This is a genomic window from Gluconacetobacter asukensis (assembly GCF_014174375.1).
In the GTDB taxonomy this organism is placed as follows: domain Bacteria; phylum Pseudomonadota; class Alphaproteobacteria; order Acetobacterales; family Acetobacteraceae; genus Gluconacetobacter; species Gluconacetobacter asukensis.
Window position 1 is genome coordinate 23,917 of record NZ_JABEQE010000008.1, and the last position, 15,437, is coordinate 39,353.

General features: G+C 64.4%; 12 protein-coding genes. 10 read left to right on the forward strand and 2 right to left on the reverse strand.

Annotated features, from left to right (window positions below; all coding sequences use genetic code 11):
• Positions 1-299 precede the first annotated feature (299 nt).
• The 4 genes from gmd to HLH35_RS10460 all read left to right on the forward strand — a co-directional run bounded on the left by gmd (position 300) and on the right by HLH35_RS10460 (position 8,399).
• The gene (gene gmd, locus HLH35_RS10445) at positions 300-1,439 is read left to right on the forward strand and encodes a GDP-mannose 4,6-dehydratase (protein WP_182979086.1); all 1,140 of its coding nucleotides are present in this window, start codon (positions 300-302) and stop codon (positions 1,437-1,439) included.
• Positions 1,436-2,392 (forward strand): GDP-L-fucose synthase, encoded by a 957-nt coding sequence (fcl, locus tag HLH35_RS10450; RefSeq protein ID WP_182979087.1) that lies wholly within the window; start codon positions 1,436-1,438, stop codon positions 2,390-2,392. Before gmd ends, fcl begins: the two co-directional genes overlap by 4 nt.
• 831 nt (positions 2,393-3,223) lie before the next feature.
• Positions 3,224-3,844 carry a thioredoxin domain-containing protein gene (locus tag HLH35_RS10455; protein WP_182979088.1) on the forward strand — a complete coding sequence of 207 codons (621 nt, stop codon included), beginning with the start codon at positions 3,224-3,226 and terminating at the stop codon, positions 3,842-3,844.
• A gap of 16 nt (positions 3,845-3,860) precedes the next feature.
• Positions 3,861-8,399 (forward strand): AAA family ATPase, encoded by a 4,539-nt coding sequence (locus HLH35_RS10460; RefSeq protein WP_182979089.1) that lies wholly within the window; start codon positions 3,861-3,863, stop codon positions 8,397-8,399.
• 263 nt (positions 8,400-8,662) lie between these two features.
• Here HLH35_RS10460 and HLH35_RS10465 read toward each other — a convergent pair whose 3' ends face one another.
• A complete protein-coding gene (locus HLH35_RS10465) occupies positions 8,663-10,183 on the reverse strand; it encodes an acetyl-CoA hydrolase/transferase family protein (protein WP_182979090.1) in 1,521 nt (506 codons plus the stop codon).
• Positions 10,184-10,353: 170 nt separating this feature from the next.
• On the opposite strand from HLH35_RS10465, the gene HLH35_RS10470 reads away from it, so the two are divergent.
• The 5 genes from HLH35_RS10470 (at position 10,354) to gltA (ending at position 14,043) form a co-directional block, all read left to right on the forward strand.
• On the forward strand, positions 10,354-10,665 hold the full coding sequence (locus HLH35_RS10470; RefSeq protein WP_182979091.1) for a hypothetical protein: 312 nt from the start codon (positions 10,354-10,356) through the stop codon (positions 10,663-10,665).
• Between the two features lie 232 nt (positions 10,666-10,897).
• Complete coding sequence (locus HLH35_RS10475) at positions 10,898-11,611, forward strand: metallophosphoesterase (protein ID WP_182979212.1); 714 nt, start codon at positions 10,898-10,900, stop codon at positions 11,609-11,611.
• Positions 11,612-11,708: 97 nt separating this feature from the next.
• Positions 11,709-11,999, forward strand: a complete 291-nt coding sequence (locus HLH35_RS10480) for a chorismate mutase (protein ID WP_182979213.1) — start codon at positions 11,709-11,711, stop codon at positions 11,997-11,999.
• Positions 11,999-12,556, forward strand: coding sequence for a SixA phosphatase family protein (locus HLH35_RS10485; protein ID WP_182979092.1), 558 nt, complete (start codon positions 11,999-12,001; stop codon positions 12,554-12,556). The genes HLH35_RS10480 and HLH35_RS10485 overlap by 1 nt, the downstream gene beginning before the upstream one ends.
• Before the next feature lie 188 nt (positions 12,557-12,744).
• Positions 12,745-14,043, forward strand: coding sequence for a citrate synthase (gltA, locus tag HLH35_RS10490; protein ID WP_182979093.1), 1,299 nt, complete (start codon positions 12,745-12,747; stop codon positions 14,041-14,043).
• Positions 14,044-14,203: 160 nt separating this feature from the next.
• On the opposite strand, the gene HLH35_RS10495 is transcribed toward gltA, so the two are convergent.
• The gene (locus HLH35_RS10495; protein WP_182968469.1) at positions 14,204-14,443 is read right to left on the reverse strand and encodes a hypothetical protein; all 240 of its coding nucleotides are present in this window, start codon (positions 14,441-14,443) and stop codon (positions 14,204-14,206) included.
• A gap of 233 nt (positions 14,444-14,676) precedes the next feature.
• Between HLH35_RS10495 and HLH35_RS10500 the strand changes: the two genes are divergently transcribed.
• Entirely contained in the window at positions 14,677-15,435 is a 759-nt protein-coding gene (locus HLH35_RS10500) for an orotate phosphoribosyltransferase (RefSeq protein ID WP_182979094.1), read from the forward strand.
• The last annotated feature ends 2 nt before the right edge of the window (positions 15,436-15,437 follow it).

A 15,437-nucleotide genomic window follows, 5' to 3' on the forward strand; every position in this document is an offset into this window, starting at 1 on the left:
CAGAACACGGCCGGGTATGAGCGGCAACTTGCGCTCTTGACCCTAAATATTCGGAAAATGCGAGGCCATGTTCATTCGGCTTAATTGGGCCCGCGCAGGATATAGATCATGGTCTCTTCTTACCATCATCGCATCATCATCCCACGACAGAGCCTGACCTTTCCAACTTGGTCCATCATCTTGCTTTCAGGAACCACTTCATTTCAGCATGCTTATGCATTAACAATCATACCGGACTACCCCCATAAGGGCTGCTCATCCGCAAGCATTTGCTTCAGAGATTGGGATTAATATATTCAATGGTAAAGAAGAAAGCCCTTATAACCGGTGCTACAGGACAGGATGGTTCCTACTTAGCCGAATTCCTGCTCGAGAAAGGTTACGAGGTCCATGGCCTCAAGCGCCGTGCTTCTCTGTTCAATACGCAGCGCATCGATCACATCTATGTCGACCCTCACGTAAAGTCGGGCCGTTTCCATTTACACTATGGTGACCTCACAGATACCTCGAACCTCACCCGTTTGCTGAATGAAATTGAACCGGACGAAGTGTATAATCTGGGTGCGCAGAGTCACGTTGCTGTCAGCTTCGAAGTACCCGAGTACACAGCGGATGTCGACGCCCTCGGTACCCTTCGCCTATTGGAAGCGATCCGTTTTCTCGGCCTGGAAAAGAAGACGCGCTTTTACCAAGCCTCGACTTCGGAACTTTATGGACTTGTCCAAGAGACCCCGCAACGCGAGACGACGCCATTCTATCCGCGTTCGCCTTATGCCGTAGCCAAACTCTACGCCTATTGGATCACGGTTAACTACCGTGAGGCTTACGGCATGTATGCATGCAATGGGGTACTATTTAATCACGAGTCGCCGCGCCGCGGTGAGACTTTCGTGACACGAAAGATTACGCGCGGCCTGGCCAATATCAGTCAGGGCCTTGAAGACTGTATTTACATGGGCAACATCGACGCACTGCGTGACTGGGGGCATGCAAAGGATTACGTGCGCATGCAGTGGATGATGCTGCAGCAGGAAGCGGCCGAGGATTTCGTGATCGCGACGGGCGTGCAATATTCGGTGCGCCAGTTCATCGAGTGGTCTGCTGCCGAACTGGGGCTGACCCTGGCTTTCGAGGGAAGCGGTGTCGATGAAGTCGGCGTGGTAGTTGCCATTGAGGGAGACAAAGCGCCTGCTTTGAAAGTTGGAGATATCATTATACGCATAGATCCACGTTATTTCCGGCCGGCCGAAGTCGAAACTCTGCTGGGCGATCCGACCAAGGCAAAGAACAAACTGGGTTGGGTGCCGGAAATCACTGCGCAGGAAATGTGTGCGGAAATGGTGACCGAGGACCTTAAGACAGCGAAACGCCATGCCCTGCTCAAGCAGCATGGTTTGGATGTCCCCATGGCATCTGAATCTCGAGAGGCCAATTCATGAAGGTATTCGTTGCGGGCCACCGAGGTATGGTTGGTAGAGCAATTGCACGTCAACTCACCGCGCGAGGAGACGATGTCGTTACGCGATCACGTTCCGAACTGGATTTGCTCGACCAGCAGGCCGTGCATGCTTTCATGGCATCCGAACGTCCGAACGCCGTCGTTCTGGCCGCAGCCAAGGTCGGCGGCATTTATGCCAACAATACCTATCCCGCACAATTCATTTATGAAAACTTGATGATACAATGCAACGTTGTACACGCGGCTTACACAGCCGGCGTAGAGCGGCTGCTCTTTCTTGGTTCCTCATGCATTTACCCGCGGGAAGCCGCACAGCCTATGCGTGAGGACGCACTTTTGACGGGAACGCTGGAAGCAACCAACGAGCCTTATGCGATCGCCAAAATTTCTGGCATTAAATTGTGTGAGAGTTACAACCGCCAATACGGCACGGACTATCGCAGCGTGATGCCAACCAATCTCTATGGTCCTCACGACAATTTCCACCCAAAAAATTCGCACGTTCTTCCCGCCCTGTTACGCCGTTTTCACGAGGCGACCCAGGAAGGACATGATGAAGTGATCATCTGGGGCACTGGGACCCCCCGCCGCGAATTTTTGCACGTCGACGATATGGCGGCAGGCTCCCTATTTGTATTGGATCTCGATAAAGATAAATACCTCTCTCATACCCAACCTATGCTGAGTCACATTAATATCGGGTACGGAGAGGATGTAACAATCGGCGAACTGGCACACCTGATTGCCAAGGTTACTGGCTTTAAAGGCAAGATTGGTTTTGACCCAGGCAAACGCGACGGGACTATGCGCAAGCTCATGGACGTTACCCGCTTGGAATCTATGGGCTGGAAAGCTCATATCTCTCTTGAAGAGGGCGTCACTCAGACTTATCGCTGGTTTATGGAAAATCAGGCGGAACTCCGCGAGGCGTAACAGGAGCTTGGCAGGAAGGTGTAGATTAACCTGCTGACATGAAATGAAATTTTTATCCGACAAGCTGCACGGTCTTGGTCTTGGATAGAGCAATGAGGTCAGGATTGGAGGCTTGGGCAGGCTTAAATCCTGAGCCCCATTGCCTTGAACGCGACAGCGTGCTCTGCCGGGATCTGGCATCTGAGGGCCGAATGCAGCTTGCGCTGACTCTACCCCGACGTGACGGATTATAATATTCCCTTCCGCCGCGACAACTGCGCCGGCGCCGCGTCCGGGCCAGATCGCATACGGCACCGTCATTCGACCGCTATCGCGCGACAGCATGTTATCGTGCAATCCACAGCAATCAGCCGACGGCTCCTGACTTTTCCCAGAAATTCACGCAACCGTCGGCGCCTCGTCAGAACCGTCTCCGCCAGTAACGTCTTGAGACGTGCATTTTCGTTTTCCTATGTCCTCAGATGCGTGGCCTCAGACGCCTCAGCCCCCCATATTGGCCTGAACGCTGACATCATGACGGTTGCACACGTCCTCCGCCTCCCTGCTCCTTCGGAATGCCAATGAGTTGCTCTTTGCTGACACGGGTGCGCTTCGTCAGTCTGTTCTCTCACTAGATCGGCTCTATTTCAAACCGAAGGAAATCCTCCATGACAGGTCACGGCGCATGCCCGATCGCGGATGCGGCGATCAGTCACCTCCAGACTGCTTTGCAGGCCGCAGCGCGTTAACCACCCTTCCCCATCGAGACCATCTTGACGCCTGCCCGCTTTGCGGGCTCTGTCCCCCTTTTGTCCGACTGTCCATATTCACTCTGCCGGAGACCGTTCGACCATGCCCCTTACCCGCCGCACCCTGATCGGAACAGCGACTCCTGCCCTGCTGCTTGGGTCGGGTCTGTCCGTCCGCGCCGCGCGGGCTGCCGTCGACCCGCGCATGTCCATTCGCGCGGCTGGCAACCCGGCAGCCAAGGTCCATGTCGAGGAATGGTTCTCGCTGACCTGCACCCATTGCGCGCGATTCGCGTCCGAGGTCTTCCCCGAGGTCCGCAGCAAGCTGATCGACACGGGCAAGGTCTATTACATCTTCCGTGACTTTCCGCTGGACCAGATCGCGCTGGCGGCGGCGATGATCGCCCGCACCCTGCCGCCGGAGCGCTACGAGCCCTTCGTGCTGTCGCTGCTGGCCAGCCAGGATCGCTGGGCCTTCAACCGCGAGGTCAACCCGCAGGACGAATTGCAGAAGATGGCGGCACTGGCCGGCATGCCCGCCGATCTGTTCCAGCGCACGCTGGCCGACGACACGCTGCGCCAGGCCATCATGGACGAGGAAAACCGCGCCCAGGCCCAGTACAAGATCGAAGGCACGCCGACCTTCCGCTTCAACGACAAGGAGCAGGTGGGTCAGGAGATGAATTACGAGGACTTCGCCAAGAAGGTGGCCTCACTGAGCTGATTCGGTCCCCGCTCCTATGGCTGCCCGTTTTGTCCGTCTGCGTATCGGCGGATTCAAGAGCTTCGCCGACCCGGTTTCGGTCGATATCCTGCCTGGCCTGACCGGGATCGTCGGGCCAAACGGCTGCGGCAAGTCCAATGTGGTCGAGGCCCTGCGCTGGGCGATGGGCGAAAGCTCCGCCCGCTCCCTGCGCGGCGGCGAGATGGACGATCTGATCTTCGCGGGCACCACCGCCCGCTCGGCGCGCAACCTGGCCGAGGTGACGCTGACGCTGGAAGGCACGGAGGGCATCGCCGCCCCTCCGCTGCACGATCAGGACGAATTGCAGATCACAAGGCGCGCCGAGCGCGGCGCCGGCAGCGATTACCGCGTCAACGGCAAGCAGATCCGCGCCCGCGACGTGCAGACCCTGTTCGCCGACCTCGCCTCGGGCGCGCGCTCGTCGGCTATGGTCAGCCAGGGGCGTGTCTCGGCGCTGGTCAATGCCCGCCCCGAGGAACGGCGCAGCATCCTGGAGGAAGCCGCCGGCATCACCGGCCTACATGCCAGGCGGCACGAGGCCGAGCTGAAGCTGCGGGCCACCGAGGCCAATCTGGCGCGCGCCGACGATCTGCGCATCCAGCTGGAAGGCCATCTGGGCAATCTGCGCGACCAGTCGCAGCAGGCCAGGCGCTATCGCGAGATTTCCACGGCTCTGCGCGAGTCCGAGACCACCCTCCTGGCCCTGCTGCACGCAAGGGCGCGACTGGCGGTGGAGCGGGCCGGCCAGACGGCGCGCCAGACAAGGCAGGCCCTGACCCAGGCCGAAGACGCGGCCGAGACCAGCGTGATCGCGGAATTCGAGGCCAATCGCGACCTGCCCGCGCTGCGCGCGCGCACTGATGAAAGCCGCACGCTGCTGGAACGCCAGAAGATCCTGGCCGAAGGCATGGCGCGCGAGGAACAGCGCGCGACCGAGGCTGCGCAGGCCGCGACCGAACGGCTGCGCCAGGCTGAAAGCGACCATCAGGCAGCCCTGGCCCGCGAGACCGACGCAGGCGAGAGCGTCGCCCGCCTGCAAGCCGAGCAGTCCGGCCTGTCCGCGCGCCTGTCCGCGCTGCCGGACGACATGGCCCAGGCCGCCCAGACCCAGACCGACGCCGCAGGAATGGTGCAGATCCGTGAGCAGGCGCTGGAACAGGCCAGCACCGAGGCCACGGCCGCGCAGGCCCGCGCCACCCAGGTCGCGGCCGCCCTGACGGATGCCCAGGCCCGGCACGCGCGCCTCGAGGCGCAGCATGCTGCCCTGGCCGCCGAACTGGAGGACCTGCGGGCCACCCTGCCCGCCTCCTCGGCGCTGGAGGCCCAGGCCGCCGAACTGGCGGCCGCGACCACGCGCCTTGCGGAGTCCCGTGCCGCGCTGGAACAGGCGGCGCAGGAACAGTCCGACGCCACGCTGGCGGCTGGCTTGGCGCGCGGTCAGGCGGACGAGGCAAGGCGGCGCCATGACGAAGCACGGCGGGCCCTGGCGCAGGCCACCGAGCGTGCCGCCGGGTTGCGCGGCGAACAGCAGGGCTTGCAGCGCCGGCATGACGAGGCGCACGCGCAACTTGTCGCCGCCGAACGCCGCGACGCGCTGCGTGCCGGCCTGGCCGACGCACAATCCACCCTCGATGCCGCCCGCGCCGCGCTGGAACAGGCGGAACTGGACCGTCAGGCCGCCTCTGCCGCACGAATCGATGCCTATGCGCGCCTGCAGGAAGGCACGAATCGGCGCACCACCACCAATGCCGCCCTGCAATCGGCGGACACGGCCCACCAGCGCGCCGTCGCACGGCTGCGTGCCCTGGCCGAGGATCTGGCCCGTGCCCAGGCCGCCGCCATCGCCCCGGAACGGCTGACCGCCGCCCGCACGGCACGCGAGGACGCCGAACGCCAGCTGGCCGATGCCGGTAACGCATTGGAGGGCGCGGAAGCCGCCCTGGCCACCGCCGCCACCGACCGCGACGCCGCGACACAGCGGCTGAGTGACCTCAAGGCCGATCTCTCCCGCCTGGCCGCACAGGCCGAGGGCCTGACCCAGGCGCTGAAGACCGGACAGGAGGAGACAGATTTCCGCCCGGTCGTCGACGACATCACGGTGCCCGACGGGCTGGAGGCCGCCCTGGCTGCCGCCCTGACCGACGGGCTGGATGCGTCCGTCGCGCAGGACGCGCCGCGCCTGTGGCATGCCCTGCCATCCCTCGACGCGGCCCCGCTGCCTGGCACGGGCACCGTCGCCCTGGCCACGCTGGTCAGCGCCCCGCCCGCCCTGGCCCGTGCCCTGGCGGCGATCGGCCTGCTGGATGACGGTGCCGATGGCGCGGCCTTGCAGGCGACGCTGCTGCCTGGCCAGAGCCTGGTGGGGCGAGATGGCGCCCTGTGGCGCTGGGATGGGTATCGCGTGGCGGCCGGCCAGCCCAGCCGGGCGGCGCTGCTGTTACAGCAGCGCAACCACCTGCGCGAGACCGAGGCCGCGCGCCAGACCCGTCTGGCCGACCTGCCGATCGCCGAATCCACCCTGGCGGCCGCCGAGCAGGCACGGGCCATGGCGGCTGAATCCGTCGGAACCGCACGCGCCGCCCGCGCGGCGATCGAGGCCACGCTGCGTCAGGCCCGCACCGACGAAGCCGAAATCAGCCGGCTGGACGCCACTGCCCGCGCGCGGCTGGAGACTGTCCAGCCCCAGCATGATCAGGCAATGCAGACGCTGGCGGAAGCCGAAGCCGCGCTGAGCGCAGCCCGGCAGGCGGCAGCGGACCTGCCGGACGCCACTCAGCTGGCCCAGCGCCACGAGGCCGCCCGCCAGCAGGAACAGGCGGCGCAGACGGCCGAAACCACAGCCCGGGAGGCCCGCAAGCGCGCCGAAACCGCGCTGGAAGCCGCAAGGCGCGAGGATGAGGCCACCGCCGCCCGCCATGGCGAGGCCGAATCCCGCCTGGCGACGATCATCCCGGAGTTGCAGCGCATCGCCCGCGAGGCCGAACAGGCCGAAACCGGCCGGCAGGAAGCCGAGGCGACCCTCGCCGCCCTGCCCCCGGCCGCCGACACCGATTCCGCCCTGGCGACCGCCGAAGCCCGCGCCCGCGATGCTGCGACGGCCCAGGAGACGGCGCGGCAGGCCCTGCAGGACGCGGAACGGGCGCTGGAGCAGGCCCAGACCGCCCATGCAGCCCAGCAGGCCACGCTGATCGAGACCCGCAGCGTGCTGGACGCCCAGGCGCCGCGCCTGGAGGCCCTGCGTCAGGAGCGGGACGACGCGGCGGACCTGCTGGCCCGCGTGAAGGCGGAGCATCAGGCCCTGCCGGACCAGGAGGCGATCGCGGCCCTGGTCCATGAGGCGCGCGAGGCTCTGGCTCTCGCCCGCCAGGCCGAGGACGAGGCCCGCCAACACCGCGCGACCCTGGCCGGCGAGGAGCAGACCAGCCAGGCCCGCCTGACCGGCGTCGTAGCCGCCCTGGCCGACTGGACCAGCCGCCAGGCCGCCGCCACCACCGAATTGCAGGGTGCTGCGGCGCGCCTGGACGCCACAAAGTCGGAGCATGCCCGGCTGGCGTCGATGCCCGACGAAGTGATCCGCAGCCGCGAGACCGCTCGCGAGGCGATGGACAAGGCCGAATCCGGCCATGCCGAGGCTGCGCGCAAGCTGGCCGAAGCCGAAGACGCGCTGGTGCGCGCCCAGACAGCCCGGCGCGATGCCGAGGCCGCCCTGGCGGCCGGGCGCGAGGCCGTCCTACGCGCCGAGGGCCGGCACGAGCAGGCCGAAGCCATCCTGGCCCAGTTGCTGGCCGAAACACCGGAACCGCCGGGCATCGTCCCGCCCGACCTGACCGAAGCGGCGGAGACCAGCCTGCGCCGCAAGATCGCCCGCCTGATCCGCGAGCGCGAGGAGATGGGACCGGTCAATCTGCGAGCCGAATTGGAAGCCGACGAGGCTGAGACGCGGATCACCACCATCCAGCGGGAAAAGGAAGAGCTGGATTCGGCCATCGCGCGGCTGCGCGGCTCGATCGGCGCGCTGAACCGCGAGGGGCGCGAGCGCCTGCTGGCGGTGTTCACCGAGGTCGACAGGCATTTCCAGTCGCTGTTCGCCCGCATGTTCAATGGCGGCCGCGCGCATCTGGGCATGGTGGGCAATGACGACCCGTTGCAGGCGGGGCTGGAGATCTATGCCCAGCCGCCGGGCAAGAAACTGGCCACCCTGTCGCTGCTCTCGGGCGGCGAACAGGCCCTGACCGCCCTGTCGCTGATCTTCGCGGTCTTCCGCTGCAACCCCGCGCCGATCTGCGTACTCGATGAAGTGGACGCGCCGCTGGACGACGCCAATGTCGGGCGCTTCTGCGCCCTGCTGGCCGACATGGTGGCGGAAGCGGGCACGCGTTTCCTGGTTGTGACCCACCACCAGCTGACCATGGCGCACATGGACCGGCTGTATGGCGTGACGATGCAGGAGCGCGGCGTCAGCCGGGTGCTGTCGGTCGATCTCGACCATGCGGCGAGCATGGTCGGCCAGCCACGGGCCGAAGCGGCCCATTGAAACGGGCGCGCGAAATTTTTTAAAAACAGAGGAATAGAATGCGGCGTGATGAAGCAGGTTCATCACGCCGCATTTTTGCGTCCTGCGTCACGCGCCGTAATTCCACGGCGGGACAAATCCACCACGGTGTACCACCCGAATAGATAATATTTTTTATAAATAGATATCTATCACGCAATCTACACCGCGCGTCTCAGGCGGCAACAATCTGCCTGCAAACGCTGCGTCCCCGGGATAACCCGGGGACGCAGCCTGACGGTGTATCAGCCCGGCAGCATCGTGCCGGTGTCGATGTAGCGCTGGTGCCAGGACAGCGATTCCTTGAGCAGATGCGGGGATTGCTGGCCGAACGAGCCTTCCCGCGCGCGCTTGTAGTAATCCTGCAGCAGCGGACGATAGTCCGGATGCGCGCAGTTGCGGATGATGGTCTCGGCCCGCTGCTTGGGCGACAGGCCGCGCAGGTCGGCCAGGCCCTGTTCGGTCACCAGCACCTGCGAGTCCTGGGTGATGTGATCGACATGCGACGCCATCGGCACGATGGCCGAGATCTTGCCGCCCTTGGCGGTCGACGGCGTCATGAAGACCGAGATGTAGGCATTGCGCGCGAAATCGCCCGAACCACCGATGCCGTTCTGGACGCGCGATCCCATGACCTGGGTGGAATTGACGTTGCCGTAGATGTCGGACTCGATCAGCCCGTTCATCGCAATGCAGCCCAGGCGGCGGATCAGCTCGGGATGGTTGCTGATGTCCTGCGGGCGCAGGATGATCTTGGACCGGAACTCGGCCATGCGGGCATTCAGCGATTCCGCGGCCTCGGGGCTCAGCGAGAAGGCGGTGGCCGAGGCGACGCGCATCTTGCCGGATTCCAGCATGCCCAGCATGCCGTCCTGGATCACCTCGGTGAAGGCGGTCAGGTCCTCGAACGGCCCTTCTTCCAGCCCGCTCATCACCGCATTGGCGACGTTGCCGACGCCCGACTGCAGCGGCAGCAGCGACTGCGGCAGGCGGCCCTTCGCCACTTCATGACGGAAGAACTCCATCAGATGGCCGGCGATGGCCTTGGCCGACGCATCGGGCGGCGAGAAGGGCGCATTGCGGTCCGGCGCATGGGTCTCGACCACCGCGACGACCTTCGAGGGGTCGATCTTCAGCGTGGCCTGGCCGATCCGGTCGTCGGGGCGCAGCAGGGGAATGGCGACACGCTCCGGCGGCAGGGCGGCGCCGTACCAGATGTCATGCATGCCCTCCAGGGCCGAGTGCTGCCAGCTATTGACCTCGATGATCACCTGGCGCGCGGACTCGACCCAGGTCTTGTTGTTGCCCACCGACGAGGACGGGACGATGGTGCCGTCCTCGCGGATCGCAACGGCTTCGATGACGGCCGTATCCATCTCGCCGAAGAAGCCCTGCCAGGTCATCGGGGCCACGTGGCTCAGATGCATGTCGAGATATTCGGTCTCGCCGCTGTTGATGCGGCCGCGCAGGATCGGGTCCGAATTGTAGGGCATGCGGAACGAGATGCCGTTCACCTTGGCCAGCGCACCGTCCAGTTCCGGCCCCGTGGAGGCGCCGGTGAACAAACGGATGCGGAAATCGTTCCCCTTCCCAGTCTCCGTCTCGATAATGTTGGCCAGCGCCTGCGGAACGGCTTTCGGATAACCCGACCCGGTAAAGCCGCTCATGCCGACCATGCTGCCCGGACGGATATGCTTGGCGGCCTCCTCGGCGGTGGTCACTTTTGCCCGGAAGGCGGCGTTCCGGATTCGGCTATGATCGATCATGGAACCTTTCCTCGTGTCTTTTCGTTATCTTGGTCTTGTACTGCGCGGGCCAGGGCCGCCCTGATCCTGCCACAGGGACGGAATAGCGTATCGGAGCCAGGCCGGCCCGACACGCCATCTGTTCTCTTTCCTGGCAGACCCGTCACAACAAAAGAGTGTTATCCCCGACCATGTGTATCGTGAGCGACCCGAAAGATGAACATGAGCGGCTGGTGAAACTGGCGCTGACGCGCATGCCGGGGCGCCTGCGCAGGGCGATCGACTGGCTGCGTGTTCCATCCCGCCGCCCGGCGCGGATTCTGGCGAGTTTCCTGCTGATCGTGGGAGGATTGCTGTCCTTTCTGCCGATCCTGGGGGTGTGGATGCTGCCGCTCGGACTGATCCTGCTGGCCGAGGACGTGGCGCTGCTCCGTCGCGGCGTGGACCGGCTCATCATCAGGATCGCCAACCGCTACCCCGGCTGGCTGGCACCGTCCGAATAAAAATCGACTGGCAGCCATGCGCTGGTCATGCGCCGGCCATATGCTCTGGGGCATCGACGGCGGACAGATGGCAAAACCCGTACCGTCACCCCATATCCAACGAAAGGCCTATCGTCCCCTTCACCCAGACCGAAGCCCCATGCCACTGAATCGCAATCCGTCCACTGACGACACCGTCTGGAAACCGTCCCACCTCCCTGCGTCGGCCTCTCTGCCGGTGGAGGGGGCCGAGATGTGGCGCGATCTGCGGGCGCTGGAAGCACTGATCGCCGGGCGTCCGATTCGGGTGGTCGGCGACGTGCATGGCGACCTGCGGGCCTTCGAACACGCGGTGGCAACCGAACGATTCATCATCCAGCTCGGCGATCTGGTGGACCATGGCCCGGACAGCGTCGGCACCTTCCGGCTGATGCAGCGCCTGCTGGACGATGGGCGCGGCCTGTTCATCCTGGGAAACCACGACCGCAAGCTGGCGCGCGCACTGGCCGGCCACAAGCTGCGGTTCGACGCCGCGCTGAACGAGACCGTCCGTCAGTTCCAGGCGCCGGAGAATGACGATGTCTGTCACCGGGCGGTGCAGGACATTGCGCACGCGCCCCCGTGGATCGTGCTGGGACGGCGGATCTTCGTGCATGGCGGCTTCCATTCACGGATGCTCGACGAACCTCCGCCGCCGGGCCTGGGGGAGGTCACTCCCCTGCTGTCGCGCGCGCTGTTCGGCGAAACCACGGGCCGCACGCGCAAGGACGGCTATCCGGAACGCAGGCTGAACTGGGTCGATCATATTCCGCCCGGCTATACCGTCTATTGCGGGCACGACCGCCGCTCGACCGACGGCCGGCCCTGGGTGCGGGCCGGTCGCGCCGGGGGGCGATCGGTCTTTACCGACACCGGAGCCGGAAAAGGCGGCCATCTGGCATGGATCGATCTGCCCGCCGAGGACTGAAACACGGTATAACGTCACGATCGACAGAGAGGAGCATGTTGACGTGAACGATACCGTGGCCATCGACCAGACGATCAAGGCGCCGGGCGCCCAGGAGATGCTGCTGGGGCTTCGCCAGAGCATCGACAATATCGATGCCGCGCTGATCTACATGCTGGCCGAACGTTTCCGGCACACCCAGGCCGTGGGCGAACTGAAGGCGCGCCACAACATGCCCCCCGCCGACCCGGCTCGCGAGGCCCAGCAGGTCGCGCGACTGCGCGAACTGGCCGAAGCGGCGCGGCTGGACCCGGACTTCGCCGAGAAGTTCCTGGCCTTCATCATCAAGGAGGTCATCCGCCACCACGAAGCCATCGCGCGCAAATCCGCCGCGCCCGGCGCCGTCTGATGGCTACGGCGTCAGACCCCGCGGCCCCGGCGGCCCCCACACGGACGCTGGTGCTGATGCGCCACGCGGAAGCCTTTCCCGGACCGTATGGCGACCCCAGCCCGTCCAGCGACCTCGGGCGCCCCCTGACCCCCGCCGGACGCCGCCAGGCGCACGAACGCGGAACACAACTGCGCGAGATCGGGTTCATCCCGGAGCTGGTCCTGATCAGCCCGGCGATGCGTTCGGGCGAAACCTATGCCGCGTTCGGACCGTTTTCCACCACCGCCGCGCCGCAGGTGCGCCAGGACGGAAGGCTGTATGAATGCGGCAGCGAGAGCATTCTGGAAGTCCTTCAGGAGACGCCTGAAAACTTTAACAATATCATTGTGATAGGTCACAATCCGGATCTGTACCAACTGGTGATGGACCTGGCCGGACATGCCATCGACGACCCGGACAAGAGCATCCTGATCCGGGGCTTTCCTGTCGCCTCCCTGGCCTGTTTCACGGTGCATGGCCCCTGGCATACCCTGGCACGCAAACAGGCCGTTCTGACCCGTGCGCTATGCAATTGAGGGGGTAAGCGCCCCCTCGCACGCAGAGTTGCCACGCTAGCCGTTTCGTCCTTATCTCGGCGCATGCCTGCATCGGGACATGGCGCCGGACCAATACGTCGCAAACTGTCACGCAGAAGACAGGTGTCCGCAGGTTGGGGATGAGAATGGCCGCTCGCACGGCGGCGAACGACCAAGAGGAGAGTTTGATGACCGAGTCAGGAAAAGTGGCCACCGTCTCGCTAGAAGGTAAAACAGCCAGTCTGCCGGTCCATTCCGGAACACTGGGCCCCGACGTGCTGGACATTCGCAAGATCACCGCCGATCTGGGCGTCTTCACGTTCGATCCCGGCTATGGCGAGACGGCGTCCTGCACCAGCAAGATCACCTTCATCGACGGCGACAAGGGCGTCCTGCTGCACCGTGGCTATCCGATCGCGCAGTTGGCCGAGCAGGCCACGTTCACCGAGGTCGCCTACCTGCTGCTGAACGGCGAACTGCCGACCAGCACGGAGCATGACAGTTTCGTCGAGACCCTTAAGTCGCACACGCTGCTGCACGAACAGATCCGCAATTTCTTCAACGGGTTCCGTCGTGACGCGCATCCGATGGCGATCCTGTGTGGCACGGTCGGCGCGCTGTCGGCCTTCTATAGCGACGCCAACGACATCTCGAACGCGGCCAGCCGCAACCTTTCGGCGGTGCGCCTGATCGCCAAGCTGCCGACGATCGCCGCCTGGGCGTATAAATACACGCAGGGCGAGGCCTTCGTGTATCCGCGCAACGACCTGACCTACGCGGAAAACTTCCTGTCGATGATGTTCGCGCACCCGTCGGAGCCGTACAAGATCAGTCCGATCCTGGCGCGGGCGATGGATCGCATCCTGATCCTGCATGCGGACCACGAGCAGAACGCCTCGACCTCGACGGTTCGCATGGCCGGCTCGACGGGCGCCAATCCGTTCGCCTGCGTCGCCGCGGGCATCGCCGCCCTGTGGGGACCCGCCCATGGCGGTGCGAACGAAGCCGTGCTGAAGATGCTGGCCAAGATCGGCAGCAAGGAAAACATCCCCGAGTTCATCGCCCAGGTGAAGGACAAGAACAGCGGCGTGCGGCTGATGGGATTCGGCCATCGCGTCTACAAGAACTTCGACCCGCGGGCGAAGATCATGCAGGCGACCTGCCACGAAGTCCTGGGCGAACTGGGGATCAAGGACGATCCGCTGCTGGACCTGGCGGTGGAGCTGGAGAAGATCGCGATCCACGACGAATATTTCGTCAAGCGCAGCCTGTATCCGAACGTCGATTTCTATTCGGGCATCATCCTGAAGGCGATGGGCATCCCCACCAGCATGTTCACCGTGCTGTTCGCCCTCGCCCGCACCACCGGCTGGATCAGCCAGTGGAAGGAAATGATCGAAGAGCCCGGCCAGCGCATCAGCCGCCCGCGCCAGCTCTACACCGGCTCGCCCGAGCGCGACTTCGTGCCGCTCGCCAAGCGCGGCTGAGGCTTGAAGCCGATCTGTCCGGGATTGCACCCGGACAGATCGGAAGACTCGCGCAAGCTTGTCAGGGCCGGGAAGAGACGCCCGTCCGTCTCATGAAAAAAGCCCGGCGGCCAATGGGCCGCCGGGCTTTTTCATTGCCCGCTTTCAGCGTGGGAGCCTGTCAGGGACAGTCGCATCCTGCCGTCGGCCCCTTGTCCGCGCGCACCACATGATGGTCGATCCATTCGGAAACCAGGCGCCGGGCTTCGTTCAGCGACGCTTCGGGGTGATGGATGCGATACAGGGTGGTGCAGGCATGGAACGCCGAAACATCGCCCGTCCCGACTTCCCGCAATTCCCGGTACGCGGTGACCACCGCCCGTTCGCAGTTTCGTGTGATCCGGCCGTTTTCTGGCGCCACGGTTTTAAATCCTTATTGCGAACGATTTGCAATTACAGTTATACTAGCGAGTATATCCGCCTCCGGCAAGAGAAACCGCCCTCCGACCGCACGCGATCCAGCCCCTCGCCTGGCGCGTTACAGATGGGATTCGGATGGAATGATGTCTACCGCGCGATAGATTTTCCCGATCGATCCCGCTAAGGCTCTTCCACCTCGTTTTCCTACGATATCGGACCGGAAAGACACACCAGATGAACGATTCGACAGGGTACGGCACGGGCGTCTCGTCAGGCTCATCCGCCTGGGACCGCGACGCCGCGCTGACCACCGCCAAGCTGCTGCTGGAAATCAAGGCGGTCAATTTCCGTCCCGAAGATCCCTACACGCTGACATCGGGCTGGAAATCGCCTGTCTATATCGACTGCCGGCGCATCATTTTCTTCCCGCGCGCCCGGGCCAAGATCGTCGAGCTGGGCGTGGAGAAGATCGGCCGGCATATCGGCTATGAAAGCATCGACGCCGTCGTGGGCGGCGAGACCGCGGGCATCCCCTTCGCCGCCTGGATCGCCGACCGGATGATGGCCCCCATGGCCTATGTCCGCAAGAAGCCCAAGGGTTTCGGCCGCAACGCGCAGATCGAGGGCGACGTGCCCGAGGGCATGCGGACCCTGCTGGTCGAGGACCTGACGACCGACGGCTCGTCCAAGATCCGATTCGCGCGCGCCCTGCGCGACGCGGGGGCGATCGTCGACCATACGTTCGTCGTCTTCTTCTATGGCGTCTTCCCCGGGTCGCTGCGGACGCTGGCGGACATGAACATCTCGCTGCACGCGCTGTGCACCTGGTGGGATGTGCTGGAAGCCTGTGCCGGGCAGCCCTATTTCTCGGAGAAGGACGCGTCCGAGGTCCGGCGCTTCCTCGAGGACCCGTGCGGCTGGTCCGGCCGGCATGGCGGCGTCTCCAGCCTGGAAGAGGCCCTGGCCTTCAAGAGCGCACAGGGCCAAGGCTGATC

Bases quoted from the DNA above. Each gene is read 5' to 3' on its own strand.
- gmd (WP_182979086.1), top strand. From the start codon at position 300: ATGGTAAAGAAGAAAGCCCTTATAACCGGTGCTACAGGACAGGATGGT.
- HLH35_RS10470 (WP_182979091.1), top strand. From the start codon at position 10,354: ATGTGTATCGTGAGCGACCCGAAAGATGAACATGAGCGGCTGGTGAAA.
- HLH35_RS10455 (WP_182979088.1), top strand. From the start codon at position 3,224: ATGCCCCTTACCCGCCGCACCCTGATCGGAACAGCGACTCCTGCCCTG.
- HLH35_RS10485 (WP_182979092.1), top strand. From the start codon at position 11,999: ATGGCTACGGCGTCAGACCCCGCGGCCCCGGCGGCCCCCACACGGACG.
- gltA (WP_182979093.1), top strand. From the start codon at position 12,745: ATGACCGAGTCAGGAAAAGTGGCCACCGTCTCGCTAGAAGGTAAAACA.
- fcl (WP_182979087.1), top strand. From the start codon at position 1,436: ATGAAGGTATTCGTTGCGGGCCACCGAGGTATGGTTGGTAGAGCAATT.
- HLH35_RS10500 (WP_182979094.1), top strand. From the start codon at position 14,677: ATGAACGATTCGACAGGGTACGGCACGGGCGTCTCGTCAGGCTCATCC.
- HLH35_RS10465 (WP_182979090.1), bottom strand. From the start codon at position 10,183: ATGATCGATCATAGCCGAATCCGGAACGCCGCCTTCCGGGCAAAAGTG.
- HLH35_RS10475 (WP_182979212.1), top strand. From the start codon at position 10,898: ATGTGGCGCGATCTGCGGGCGCTGGAAGCACTGATCGCCGGGCGTCCG.
- HLH35_RS10460 (WP_182979089.1), top strand. From the start codon at position 3,861: ATGGCTGCCCGTTTTGTCCGTCTGCGTATCGGCGGATTCAAGAGCTTC.
- HLH35_RS10480 (WP_182979213.1), top strand. From the start codon at position 11,709: ATGCTGCTGGGGCTTCGCCAGAGCATCGACAATATCGATGCCGCGCTG.